A 12,643-nucleotide genomic window follows, 5' to 3' on the forward strand; every position below is an offset into this window, starting at 1 on the left:
TCTTGTTTGTGGTGGAGGTGAGCTGCCGGGTGCAGGCCGTCGCGTGGGTCAGGCGTCGATGACGACGGGGATTACTACTGGGCGGCGGCGCCAGTGGCGCCAGGTCCAGTTGCCTACGGCTCGGCCGACGAGTTCTTCGAGGGCGTTGGCGTCGCCGATGCTTTCGGAGGCGGCCTTGGCCAAGGTGTCCTCGATGACCGGGATGACGTCCTTGAACGTGGTGTCGTCGTGGACGAAGCCGCGGGCCAGGAAGTCCGGCGGCTCGGCCAGCCGGCCGGTGTTGGCATCGACGAGCATGACGACCGTGACGACACCTTCCTCGGCCAGCGCGCGCCGGTCCTTCAGGTTCGCCTCGGTGACTCCGCCGACCGTCATCGCGTCGACGTACACGTAGCCCGCCTCGACCTTGCCGGTGATCCGGGCGCGGCCCTTGTCCAGGTCGACGACCACGCCGTCCTCGGCGATGATCACCCGGTCCTCCGGTACGCCGGTGCTGACCGCCAGCGCCGCGTTCGCCTTCAGGTGCCGGTACTCGCCGTGCACCGGCATCACGTTGCGCGGCTTGACCAGGTTGTAGCAGTAGACCAGCTCGCCCGCGCTCGCGTGGCCGGAGACGTGCACCTTCGCGTTGCCCTTGTGGACGACGTTCGCGCCCCAGCGGGTGAGGCCGTTGATCAGGCCGTAGATCGCGTTCTCGTTGCCCGGGATCAGCGAGCTGGCCATCAGCACGGTGTCGCCGTCGCCGATCCGGATCATGTGGTCGCGGTTGGCCATCCGGGCCAGCGCGGCCATCGGCTCACCCTGCGAGCCGGTGCAGACGAGGGTGACCTTGCGGTCGGGGAGCTTCTCCAGCTCCTTCAGGTCGACGATCAGGCCCTTCGGGATCTTCAGGTAGCCCAGGTCGCCGGCGATGCCCATGTTGCGCACCATCGAGCGACCGACGAAGGCGACCTTGCGGCCGCCGGCCTTGGCCGCGTCGAGCACCTGCTGGATCCGGTGCACGTGGCTGGCGAAGCTGGACACGATGATCCGGCCGGGTGCGGTCCGGAAGACGGTGTCGATCGCCGGGCCGAGGTCCTTCTCGGCCACCGTGAAACCGGGCACGTCGGCGTTCGTCGAGTCGGTCAGGAACAGGTCCACGCCCTCCTCGCCGAGTTTGGCGAAGCCGCGCAGGTCGGTCAGCCGGCGGTCCAGCGGGAACTGGTCCATCTTGAAGTCACCGGTGTGCAGGACGACCCCGGCCTTGGTCCGGATCGCCACCGCGAGGCCGTCCGGGATCGAGTGGTTGACGGCGAAGAACTCGGTCTCGAACGGACCGAGCCGGCGCCGCTCGCCTTCCTTGACCTCGATCGTCCTCGGCGTGATCCGGTGTTCCTTGAGCTTGGAGGTGATGAACGCCAGGGTCAGCTTCGAGCCGACCAGGGGAATGTCGGCGCGCTCCTTCAGCAGGTACGGGACACCGCCGATGTGGTCCTCGTGCCCGTGGGTGAGGACGATCGCCTCGATCTTGTCCAGCCGGTCCCGGATCCAGCCGAAGTCGGGCAGGATCACGTCGACGCCGGGCTGGTGCTCCTCGGGGAACAGCACGCCGCAGTCGACGATCAGCAACCGGCCGCGGTGCTCGAACACGGTCATGTTGCGGCCGATCTCGCCGAGACCGCCCAGAGCGACCACGCGCAGGGCGTTGTCGGGGAGGCGGGGCGGCTGGCCGAGATCGGGATGCGGATGACTCATACTGCGGACCGTATCCGAACCGGGTGGTTGTCCCTGGCATCGACCGGGTGTGAGCAGAAACTCAGACAGGTGCTAACAGGCGTCCACAACCGGTCGCCGGGGCCGTTCATCCGTCTACTCCGACCAGATCCACGCCCGCCGACTCCCGGGCCACCTCTTCCACCGAACGCGACGGCAGCGGAGGCGGAGTACCGCCCCAGGATGGGCAGAGGGCCTTGTGGTCGCACCAGTCGCACAGCGGTCCGGGACTTGGTCGCCAGTCGCCTGACTCCAGCGCCCGGGTGATCGCGATCCAGAGCGCACCGACCTTACGTTCACAAGCGCGCAAATCCGCCTCGTCGGGGACGTAGCGCACGATCTCTCCGTTGCCGAGATAGACCAGCTGCAGCATCGCCGGTACGACGCCGCGCAGCCGCCACAGCACGAGGGCGTAGAACTTCATCTGGAACAGCGCCTTCGCCTCGAAGAACTCCGACGGCGACCGGCCGGTCTTGTAGTCGACCACCCGGATCTCGCCGGTCGGCGCGACGTCGAGACGGTCGACATAACCCCTGAGCGTCAGTCCTGACTCCAGCTCGGTCTCGACGTACAGTTCGCGCTCGGCGGGCTCGAGCAGATTCGGGTCCTCGAGGGCGAAGTACTTGCCGAGTAGTTGATGGGCCTCGGCCAGCCACTTGGCCAGCTCCGCGCCGTCAACATCCTCGGCGAACAGCTCCGCCACCTCGGGCTCGGCCTCGAGCAGGCGCTGCCATTGTGGCTCGACCATCTCGGTGGCTTGCTCGAGAGTTCGCTGGCCGCGGGGCAGGTCGAAGAGACGCTCCAGTACTGCGTGCACCACCGTGCCGCGGACCGCCGCGGAGGACGGTTTCTCCGGCAATCGATCGATCACCCGGAACCGGTACTTGAGTGGGCAGCTCATGAAGTCCGCGGCGCGGGACGGAGACAGCGCTCCGCTCGGGTGGCCGTGTGGGTCGACTGCTGCTGCAACGCTCATGCCCGCAAGGCTAGGGCAGACCGCCGACAGTTGGTGACCACCGCGCTGGGGCTGTGGACAACGTCCTGAAAGCTCCAGAACGAGCCTTGGTTTGACCGCTCCGCTCACCGGAGTAGCCCGGCTCACAGCGAACTCCCAGCAGACTTTCGGTCAACCATCGGCCTCGGTCGGCACGCTGGAGTCACAAGCGAGCTGAGGAGACAAGAAATGCACCAACACGACCTGGGCCTGCAGCACGACCTGGGCCTGCTGCGACGGCGGAACGTCCTCCGGTTGCTCGCGGGAGCCGGCCTGGCGGTGGTCGCCGGCTGCTCCGCCGACGACGCCACCCCGGGCGGCAGCACCCCATCCACAGGGACCCCATCCACCGGCACCCCATCGGCCAGCACCCCATCGGCTAGTACTCCGACCACTGGCACCTCCTCCACGCCGACCGACGTCGACGAGATCCCCGAGGAGACCGCCGGGCCGTACCCGGGTGACGGGTCGAACGGCCCGAACGTGCTGACCGAGTCCGGCATCGTCCGAAGCGACATCACCAAGAGCTTCGGCTCCGCCTCCGGAGTGGCGACCGGCGTCCCGCTCACCGTCGAACTCCTGATCATGGATGCCGCCAAAGACAGCGCCCTGCCCGGTGCAGCGGTCTACATCTGGCACTGCGACGCGGAGGGCCGGTACTCGCTCTACGACGACGAGATCGGCGAGGAGAACTACCTCCGCGGAGTACAGGCGGCTGACGCACAGGGAAAGGTCACCTTCACCACCATCTTCCCCGGGGCGTACCAGGGGAGATGGCCACACATCCACTTCGAGCTCTACTCGTCACTGTCCGAGGCCACCGCCGCAGGGAAGATCAAGTCGACCTCACAGCTGGCCCTGCCGGCCGACGTATGCAACACCGTCTACGCCTCCTCCGGGTACGACGGCAGCTCACAGAACATGGCCAGAACGTCGCTGGAGAACGACATGGTGTTCCGCGACGACGGTGCGGAACACCAGCTGGCGACCACCACCGGCAGTGTGCAGGCTGGCTACCAGGCACGGCTCACGGTGGGTGTGTAGCGCGTAGTTACCGCCGGACCAGTAGCGTTGCCTCGATGTCCGAGTCGCGTGATCCCCAGATTCCCGCCCAGCCTGCCGGCCCAACCCCCGGCACCTGGGTGATCGGTAGCGTCCGCGGCATCAAGCTCACCATGAGGTTCACCTGGCTGCCGGTGGCCGTCCTACTGGCGCTGGGCTTCTCCAACATCATGGGCGCGCAGTTCCCGGAGCTCGGCAGCTGGCGGTACGTCGCGTCGTTCGGCTTCGTGGTCGCGTTCACCGCGTCGATCCTGCTGCACGAGCTGGCCCATGCACTGGTCGCGCTGCGGTTCGGCATTCCGGTGACCGAGATCAACCTCGGCTTCTTCGCCGCCGGGACCCATATCGAGGGGGAGCGGAAGACTCCGTTCGAGGAGTTCGCCGTCTCGATCGTCGGCCCGGTGGCGTCGCTGCTGGTCGGCGGCCTCGCGTACGCCGGTTCACGGGCGGTGGACGAGGGCGTCGCGCACGTCGCGTTGTTCAACCTCGCGATCGCCAACCTGATCGTGGGCGTCACCAACCTGCTGCCGGGCCTGCCGCTGGACGGCGGCTGGGTGCTGCGGGCCTTCGTGTGGAAGCTGACCGGCAACATGCACACCGGCACCATCGCCGCGGCCTGGGCGGGCCGGCTGCTCGCGATGGCGGTGCTGGCGGCGCCTGTGCTCCTGCGGGAGATCTTCGACCGGCAGCCCACGGTGATCGACTACATCATCGCCCTGGCGATCGGGTTCTTCCTCTGGATGGGCTCGACCGCGTCCCTGATGCAGGCGCGGCTCCGGCGCAAACTGCCTGCCCTGCAGGTGCGCACCCTCGCCCGCCGCGCCATCGCAGTACACGCCGGTACGCCGATCTCCGAGGCGGTTCGGCTCGCGATCGGGGCGCAGGCCGGTGCCGTGGTGGTCATTGACGGCGAGGACAAGCCACACGCGCTCGTGTCGGAGGCGGCTGTCAATGCGGTAGCGCCGAACCAGCGCCCGTGGACCACGGTCGGCGAGGTCGCCACCCGGATCAGCGCGGGCCACATCATCGGCATCAACGACACCGGTGAGGAGATCCTGGGCATGCTCCGCAAGAACCCGGCCACGGAGTACCTGGTCCTCGACGCCAACGGCGAGGTCTACGGCGTTCTGGCCACCGCCGACGTGGAACAGGCCTTCCGCTCCCGCTGACGGGAAGCTCAGAGGTGGCGAAGTAGGGTGAGCCCTCTTATGTCTGATCTTCGTGATTTTCCTGATGCTTCCTTTTCCGGGGTGCACCACGGGCCGTTGCAAGCCGGCGAATGGGTGACGCTGTCCGACTCGAAGGGACGCCGGCACTCGGTGTTCCTGGAGCGGGGGAAGATCTTCCACACCACCAAGGGCGGGATCGCGCACGACGAGCTGATCGACGGCCCGGACGCCGTGGTGGTCCGGTCCGCGGGTGGCGTCGAGTACCTCGCGCTGCGGCCGCTGATGGCCGACTACTCGGTGTCGATGCCGCGTGGCGCGGCGGTGATCTACCCCAAGGACACCGCCCAGATCGTGACGATGGCCGACATCTTCCCTGGCGCGAAGGTGGTCGAGGCCGGCGCCGGTTCCGGCGCGCTGACCACCGCGCTGCTGCGGGCCGTCGGCATCCACGGGCAGGTGATCTCGTTCGAACGCCGCGAGGACTTCGCCGAGGTGGCCCGCAAGAACGTGACCGGGTTCTTCGGCGCGGAGCACCCGGCCTGGCGGCTGCAGGTCGGTGACCTGGTCGAGTCGCTGGACGAGCAGGACGTCGACCGCGTCGTACTGGACATGCTGGCCCCCTGGGAGTGCGTGGACGCTGTCGCGGCCGCCCTGGTGCCTGGTGGGGTGTTCTGCGCGTACGTCGCCACGACGACCCAGTTGAGCCGGGTCGTGGAGACGTTGCGGGCGCACGGCGAGTTCACCGAGCCGCGGGCCTGGGAGTCGCTGGTGCGGGACTGGCACGTCGAAGGGCTGGCCGTCCGGCCGGGTCACCGGATGCAGGGTCACACCGCGTTCCTGGTCACCGCGCGGCGGATGGCGCCCGGCGTACAGGCGCCGCGGAAGAAGCGCCGGCCGGCGCCCGGTGCGTACGGCGACGACTATTCCGGACCCCGCAAGTCCGATACACCCTCAGAGGTGCCGGGGACAACGGAATCATCCGCAACCGACACGTGATGGGATTCGGCTTGCTCGGTGAGGTTTTCTGGGTAAGGTCCATAGGGTCGAGCCCCACATGGTGAGGTGATGATCGTGGCTGGAGACGAGAGTCCTACCGCGGCAGAGCTGCGTAACCAGGTCCGTTACCTGGAGGCCGAGGTCGCAGCGTTGCGGCGGAGGTTGTTGGAGCACCCGGCGGACAGCCGGTCGCTCGAGAGCAGACTGTCCGAAACCCAGGCGTCCTTGGCGAGCGTGACCGCGCAGAACGAGCGGTTGGCGGACACGTTGCGCGAGGCCCGAGAGAAGATCATCGCCCTGAAGGAGGAAGTCGACCGGCTGGCCCAACCGCCGTCCGGTTTCGGGACCTTCCTGGGCCGCAACGACGACGACACGCTGGACGTGTTCACCGGGGGACGCAAGCTCCGGGTCGCGGCGAGCCCCTCAGTCGACCTGGACGCGCTACGGCTCGGCCAGGAACTGATGCTGAACGAGGCGCTGAACGTGGTCGAGGCCTGCGACTTCGAAGTCGTCGGCGACGTGGTGATGCTGAAGGAGCTGCTGGCCGACGGCGAGCGGGCACTGGTGATCGCGCAGGCCGACGAGGAACGTATCGTCCGGCTCGCCTCGCCGCTGCTCGACCAGGCGCTGCGGGCCGGTGACTCACTGCTGCTGGAGCCCCGCTCCGGCTATGTCTACGAGAAGATCCCGAAGTCCGAGGTCGAGGAGCTGGTGCTCGAAGAGGTCCCGGACATCGACTACACGCAGATCGGTGGTCTGGCCGGCCAGATCGAGCAGATCCGGGACGCGGTCGAGATGCCGTACCTGCACAAGGACCTGTTCCTCGAGCACGAGCTGAAGCCGCCGAAGGGTGTCCTGCTGTACGGGCCGCCCGGCTGTGGCAAGACGCTGATCGCCAAGGCGGTCGCCAACTCGCTGGCCAAGAAGGTCGCCGAGCGGACCGGGGTGGAGGGGCAGAAGTCGTTCTTCCTCAACATCAAGGGTCCGGAGCTGCTCAACAAGTACGTGGGTGAGACCGAGCGGCACATCCGCCTGGTCTTCCAGCGCGCCCGGGAGAAGGCTTCCGAGGGCATGCCGGTGATCGTGTTCTTCGACGAGATGGACTCGCTGTTCCGCACCCGCGGCTCCGGGGTCTCCTCCGACGTCGAGAACACCATCGTCCCGCAGCTGCTGAGCGAGATCGACGGCGTCGAGGGCCTGGAGAACGTGATCGTCATCGGTGCCTCGAACCGCGAGGACATGATCGATCCGGCGATCCTGCGGCCGGGCCGGCTGGACGTGAAGATCAAGATCGAGCGGCCCGACGCCGAGGCGGCCCGGGACATCTTCTCGAAGTACCTGACCACCACCCTGCCGCTGCACGCCGACGACGTGAACGAGTTCGGTGGCGACCGGCGCGAGTGCGTGAACGGGATGATCCAGCGCACGGTCGAGCGGATGTACACCGAGGCCGACGAGAACCGCTTCCTCGAGGTCACCTATGCCAACGGTGACAAGGAGGTCCTGTACTTCAAGGACTTCAACTCGGGCGCGATGATCCAGAACATCGTCGACCGGGCCAAGAAGATGGCGATCAAGGCCTTCCTGGACGACAACCAGAAGGGTCTGCGGGTCCAGCACCTGCTGCAGGCCTGCGTGGACGAGTTCAAGGAGAACGAGGACCTGCCGAACACGACCAACCCCGACGACTGGGCGCGGATCTCCGGCAAGAAGGGCGAGCGGATCGTCTACATCCGGACGCTCATCTCCGGCAAGCAGGGCACCGAGCCCGGCCGCTCCATCGACACGGCCACCAACACCGGCCAGTACCTGTAACCAGCGTTTCGTCAGCAGCCGCCCCAGGGTCTCCGGACCCTGGGGCGGCTGCTGCTTTGTCTGCCTCTTCGGGTCACCGCAAGTGCTCGAAACGTTTCGGATCAATTCTGCTGACAATGTCGAACAGAGACGTCTTCGAAAAGTATCGGACTGCCTTGAGGATAAAGGGAAAGGTGACAACGAGAGTACGAAACTATTTCGAAAGTTTTCCGGGATTTCACTCTTGATTTATCGGTTCCGCCTGCCCACCATCACTGCGTGACGTCACTCGAATCTGACCGCCCCCAGAAAAGGTGAGCTGCATGATCAGAAGAAGCCTTGCGGCCTTGGCCGCCGGTGCCTTGGCCGCGACCGGCCTCGCGGTACTCGTCCCGGCCGCCGCGGAAGCCGCCACCACCCTCGGTGCCGCGGCCGCCCAGAGCGGCCGGTACTTCGGTACCGCGATCAGCGCCGGCAAACTCAGCGACGCGGCCTACACGACCATCGCCAACCGCGAATTCACCATGGTGACCGCCGAGAACGAGATGAAGCTCGACGCCACCGAGCCCAACCAGAACCAGTTCAACTACACCGCCGGCGACCGGGTCGCGACCTGGGCGACCAGCAACGGCAAACGCCTGCGGGGGCACACCCTCGCGTGGCACTCCCAGCAGCCCGGCTGGATGCAGAACCTGAACGGCACCGCGCTGCGCAGCGCCATGCTGAACCACGTCACCCAGGTCGCCACCCACTACCGTGGCAAGATCTACGCCTGGGACGTGGTGAACGAGGCCTTCGCCGACGGCAGCTCGGGGGCCCGGCGTGACTCGAACCTGCAGCGCACCGGCGACGACTGGATCGAGGCCGCCTTCCGGGCCGCCCGGGCCGCCGATCCGGGCGCCAAGCTCTGCTACAACGACTACAACATCGACAACGCCGACCACGCGAAGACCAAGGCCGTGGTGGCGATGGTCCGCGACTTCAAGAGCCGCGGCGTGCCGATCGACTGTGTCGGCCTGCAGGCGCACTTCAACAGCGGTAACCCGGTGCCGAGCAATTTCCAGACGACGTTGTCCACCTTCGCCGGGCTGGGCGTCGACGTACAGATCACCGAGCTCGACATCCAGGGCTCCGGCGCCGACCAGGCGAACAAGTACCGCCAGGTGACGAACGCCTGCCTGGCGATCTCCCGCTGCAACGGCATCACCGTGTGGGGCGTACGGGACACCGACTCCTGGCGGTCCGGCGACACACCCCTGCTGTTCGACGGCAACGGCAACAAGAAGCCGGCGTACACGGCAACGCTGGACGCTCTCAATGGAGGATCTGCACCGACCGATTGCCGCAACGGGTACGTCGCGCTGACGTACGACGACGGCCCGAACCCCGGTAACACCCCGGCCTTGCTCAACGCGCTGCGGGCGGCCGGAGTACGGGCGACGATGTTCAACACCGGGCAGAACGCCGCGGCCAACCCGGCTCTGGTCGCCGCTCAGGCGAGTGCGGGGATGTGGATCGCCAACCACAGTTACACCCACCCGCACATGCTCACGCTGAGCACGGCCGCGATGTCGTCCGAGCTGTCCCGCACTCAGACGGCGATCCAGAACGCGGGCGGCGGTACGCCGAAGCTGTTCCGGCCGCCGTACGGCGAAACGAACGCCACCCTTGCCTCGGTGGCTTCTGGTCTCGGGTTGAGGACGATCACCTGGGACGTCGACTCCCAGGACTGGAACGGCGCCACCACCGCGCAGATCGTCTCGGCCGCTGAGCGGCTCACGAGCGGGCAGAGCATCCTCATGCACGACCAGTACGCGGCTACCGTCGCCGCGATTCCCCAGATCGTCTCCGGGCTGCAAAGCCGTGGCCTGTGCGCGGGGATGATCTCTCCGACGACCGGCCGTGCCGTCGCCCCCGACGCCGTCGACCCACCGCCGAGCGGGGGATGCACCGCGACGTACTCCGACGGTCAGTCCTGGCCCGACCGCTTCAACGGCCAGGTCGCGGTGACTGGCTCCAGCAATTGGACCGTCACCGTCACCGTCGCCGCCCCGCAGAAGATCATCGCCACCTGGAATGCCGCCGTCAGTTGGGACACCAGCGGAAACGTCATGACCGCCCGCCCCAACGGCAGCGGCAACACCTTCGGCTTCACCGTCCTGCACGGCGGCAACCAAACTCGCCCGACCGTGACCTGCACCGCCACCTGATCCCTCTTCCCCTGAGGTGGTGACGCCACCTACCACCAGATCTACTCGAGTGCCAGGGACCTGGGACCACCAGGTCCCTGGCTTCCAGCTCGCCATCGGCAGAGGAGGGGTCAGGGTTTGCCCTGATCCGCCTGGAGCGGTCAGCGGCGTACCGTAACTGCCATGGCGACGGATGAGGTTCGGAAGGACCTGCGGGCCGCGGTGGCGGCGCGGCAGGAGCTCGGGGCGGAGTACGAACCCGAGATCATCGAGGGGTTCCTCGCGAAACTCGACGCGCACACCGCACAGCACCTGGCCACGCCACCGGTGAAGGCCTCTGAGCCGAGCCGGGAGAGCGACCCGGGCGGACTCGCCCTGGCCATCGTCTCGGTGGTGGCCGGCATCCCGATCACCGCGATCGCCGCCAACCAGGAAGGCGCCTTCGCCATCGTCATCTGCTGGGGCGGCCTGGTGGGCATCAACCTGGCCCGCGCGATCACTCGCTTCGCCAGCCGCTGAGGCTCAACCTCTGGTTGAACCTCAGCTCTGTGGAAGCTTGACCTTGGGTCAGAGCTTGACCGGTACCGGCTTGCCGGCCGCGTCGAAGGCGCGGACCTGCTGCTTGAGGTGTTCGCCGAGCGTGAACTTCCCGTCGAGCTGGACCTCCGTGTAGGCGAAGCCGCCCTCGACGACGCCCTCCGTCCACTCACCGGTCTTGCCCTTCCACACGGCCCGGGCCTCGACCCGCGAGATCTCCGGCCGGGCTCGGTACAGGGTCCACAACTGCAGCGTGCGGCCGTTCTCCGTCATCGCGAAGCCATTGGTGTCGAGCGCCTGCAAACCTTGCGCGGCCGTCGGCTGGGACTTCCACACCTTGTCGGCCACGACGACAGTCGCCCCGGCGCCCCCGAGTCGCGTTGATGGCGGCGTCCGCGTCATGCAGACTCTCACGCCGAGCTCGAAAGCAGAGGGGCCGGGAGACGCGCCAAGGCCACTCTTCTTGCGGGCGGCACTCTTTTCGGCCGACGGCGGGAATTTCTTCGGCTGGATGGCCACCGCGACCGCTGCCGTGCTGTCGGTGGTGATGCCGCGCACCTGGCGGCTCCAGAGCAGTTTGGCGTCCTCGGGCTCATCGGGCCACCGGCAGTCGGCCTGGATGCCCGCCAGCAGGGCCGGCGAAAGCGCACCGCGATCCACCTTCGGAGCTCCCAGAGCGGGGGACACGGCGCTGGGCGCGGGTGTGCCGGCGACGCCCGGATCGGCGGACGGCTTTTCGCTCATCACCAGAGTGCCGGCAACGACCGCCGCGACGCCGCCGACGGCAACCACCGGCGCCGCCCATCGCCAGACCGAGCGACCGGTCGTGGGCCTGGCCTGGTCCATCACTCGATTCCGCAGCCGGGACCGGGTGGATTGGCTCAGCGGGGGTACGGGTGGCGGGTTCAACTGGGTGTTCATGAGAGCTCCTCGGTGACAGCGACCCGCGCCAGCAGGTCGGGAAAGCGACGACGGGTGCGGTGCAGCCGGGCCTTGACGGTGCCGATCGGTACGCCGAGCGCGTCCGCGGCCTCGGCCTGGGTGAGTCCGGCCCAGACGACCAGCTCGAGCGTTTCCCGCTCGTGCCGGGGCAGCTTGGCCACTGCCTGGCGGATGGCCGACATCCGGCGTTCGTCGTCGAGCCTGCGCGCCACCTCAGCGGCATGGTCGGTGCCGTGGACGGGGTCGGGCAAACGGTCGATCAGGTTGCGAATGCGGGCCGCAGTGCGGGCCAGCGTTCGGCATTCGTTGCCGGCCACGACCAGCAGCCAGCCGCGGGCGCTCGGAGCGCTCAGTGGGCCTGGTGGGTTGCGCTGGAAGCGTCGCCAAGTGCTCAGGAACGTCGTCTGGACGACGTCCTCGGCGGCGCTCCAGGAGGCGGTACGCCGGAAGGCGAACGCGTGCACCTCGTCCGCATAGCGATCGAACAGTTCGCCCAGGGCCAGCTGGTCACCGTGCCGCAGCCGTTCCCACAGTTCGTGGTCGGACCCCGGCCCTGGTCTGGTCTCGGGCCCTGGGGGTCCGGCGGCCATCGCGGGCTCCGTCTCGTCGGTCAGGATGATGTTCACAGCGGTAAGTGACCGCTCGATCCGCCGATGGTTGCATCGGCGCCGAACTTTCTTCGGAGAGCTACGCCTCGTCGGTCGGCTGGGCGTACGCGCGGACCAGCGAGCCCAGCAGGGCGACGGTGTCGGGCGTGAAGGGCCAGGTGGGGTCGTCCAGCTTGGCGACCAGGTCAGTAGGGGACATCCAGGCGCCCCACTCGACCTCCTCGGGCTGGTGCTTGACCGGGCCGTCCCAGACGCACGTGTAGAGATAGGCGTGGTAGTTGCTCCGGCTGTCGGCGTAGTCGCCTTCAGGCAGCCGGGTCAGCTCGACGCCGGTGATGCCAAGCTCCTCGTCCAGCTCGCGCACCACAGCGTCGTACGGGTCCTCGCCGGCGGCTACGACACCACCGGCGGCGATGTCGTAGTGACTCGGGTAGACGTCCTTGGTGGGGGTCCTGCGGTGCACGTAGATCTCACCGGCACTGTTCCGGACCAGTACGGCGGTGGCCGCGTGCCGCAGGTTGTCGCGCCGCATGACCGAGCGTGGCGCGGACCCGCACACCCGGCCGTCGGCGTCCAGCAAAGCAACTAGTTCATCCACCC

General features: G+C 67.7%; 11 protein-coding genes. 6 read left to right on the forward strand and 5 right to left on the reverse strand.

What is annotated here, in order from left to right:
- Positions 1–48: 48 nt before the first annotated feature.
- On the reverse strand, positions 49–1,734 hold the full coding sequence (locus AB0F51_RS03230) for a ribonuclease J (protein ID WP_360273253.1): 1,686 nt from the start codon (positions 1,732–1,734) through the stop codon (positions 49–51).
- 106 nt (positions 1,735–1,840) lie between these two features.
- The gene (locus tag AB0F51_RS03235) at positions 1,841–2,728 is read right to left on the reverse strand and encodes a PD-(D/E)XK nuclease family protein (RefSeq protein ID WP_360273255.1); all 888 of its coding nucleotides are present in this window, start codon (positions 2,726–2,728) and stop codon (positions 1,841–1,843) included.
- Between the two features lie 207 nt (positions 2,729–2,935).
- On the opposite strand from AB0F51_RS03235, the gene AB0F51_RS03240 reads away from it, so the two are divergent.
- The 6 genes from AB0F51_RS03240 to AB0F51_RS03265 all read left to right on the forward strand — a co-directional run bounded on the left by AB0F51_RS03240 (position 2,936) and on the right by AB0F51_RS03265 (position 10,475).
- A complete protein-coding gene (locus AB0F51_RS03240; protein ID WP_360273258.1) occupies positions 2,936–3,790 on the forward strand; it encodes an intradiol ring-cleavage dioxygenase in 855 nt (284 codons plus the stop codon).
- 35 nt (positions 3,791–3,825) lie between these two features.
- Positions 3,826–4,977, forward strand: coding sequence for a site-2 protease family protein (locus AB0F51_RS03245; protein WP_360273260.1), 1,152 nt, complete (start codon positions 3,826–3,828; stop codon positions 4,975–4,977).
- A gap of 39 nt (positions 4,978–5,016) precedes the next feature.
- On the forward strand, positions 5,017–5,973 hold the full coding sequence (locus AB0F51_RS03250; protein ID WP_360273263.1) for a tRNA (adenine-N1)-methyltransferase: 957 nt from the start codon (positions 5,017–5,019) through the stop codon (positions 5,971–5,973).
- Positions 5,974–6,042: 69 nt separating this feature from the next.
- On the forward strand, positions 6,043–7,788 hold the full coding sequence (gene arc, locus AB0F51_RS03255; protein WP_360273266.1) for a proteasome ATPase: 1,746 nt from the start codon (positions 6,043–6,045) through the stop codon (positions 7,786–7,788).
- Between the two features lie 302 nt (positions 7,789–8,090).
- The gene (locus AB0F51_RS03260; protein ID WP_360273268.1) at positions 8,091–9,977 is read left to right on the forward strand and encodes an endo-1,4-beta-xylanase; all 1,887 of its coding nucleotides are present in this window, start codon (positions 8,091–8,093) and stop codon (positions 9,975–9,977) included.
- A 162-nt stretch (positions 9,978–10,139) separates the two neighbouring features.
- Positions 10,140–10,475, forward strand: coding sequence for a hypothetical protein (locus AB0F51_RS03265; protein WP_360273270.1), 336 nt, complete (start codon positions 10,140–10,142; stop codon positions 10,473–10,475).
- A gap of 48 nt (positions 10,476–10,523) precedes the next feature.
- On the opposite strand, the gene AB0F51_RS03270 is transcribed toward AB0F51_RS03265, so the two are convergent.
- The 3 genes from AB0F51_RS03270 to AB0F51_RS03280 all read right to left on the reverse strand — a co-directional run bounded on the left by AB0F51_RS03270 (position 10,524) and on the right by AB0F51_RS03280 (position 12,641).
- Entirely contained in the window at positions 10,524–11,414 is an 891-nt protein-coding gene (locus AB0F51_RS03270) for a hypothetical protein (RefSeq protein WP_360273273.1), read from the reverse strand.
- Positions 11,411–12,061, reverse strand: coding sequence for a sigma-70 family RNA polymerase sigma factor (locus tag AB0F51_RS03275; protein ID WP_360273275.1), 651 nt, complete (start codon positions 12,059–12,061; stop codon positions 11,411–11,413). The genes AB0F51_RS03270 and AB0F51_RS03275 overlap by 4 nt, the downstream gene beginning before the upstream one ends.
- 61 nt (positions 12,062–12,122) lie before the next feature.
- Positions 12,123–12,641 (reverse strand): NUDIX domain-containing protein, encoded by a 519-nt coding sequence (locus AB0F51_RS03280; RefSeq protein ID WP_360273278.1) that lies wholly within the window; start codon positions 12,639–12,641, stop codon positions 12,123–12,125.
- Positions 12,642–12,643: the final 2 nt, after the last annotated feature.

Origin of the sequence: Kribbella sp. NPDC023855, assembly GCF_040639475.1 — a bacterium.
Classification (GTDB): domain Bacteria; phylum Actinomycetota; class Actinomycetes; order Propionibacteriales; family Kribbellaceae; genus Kribbella.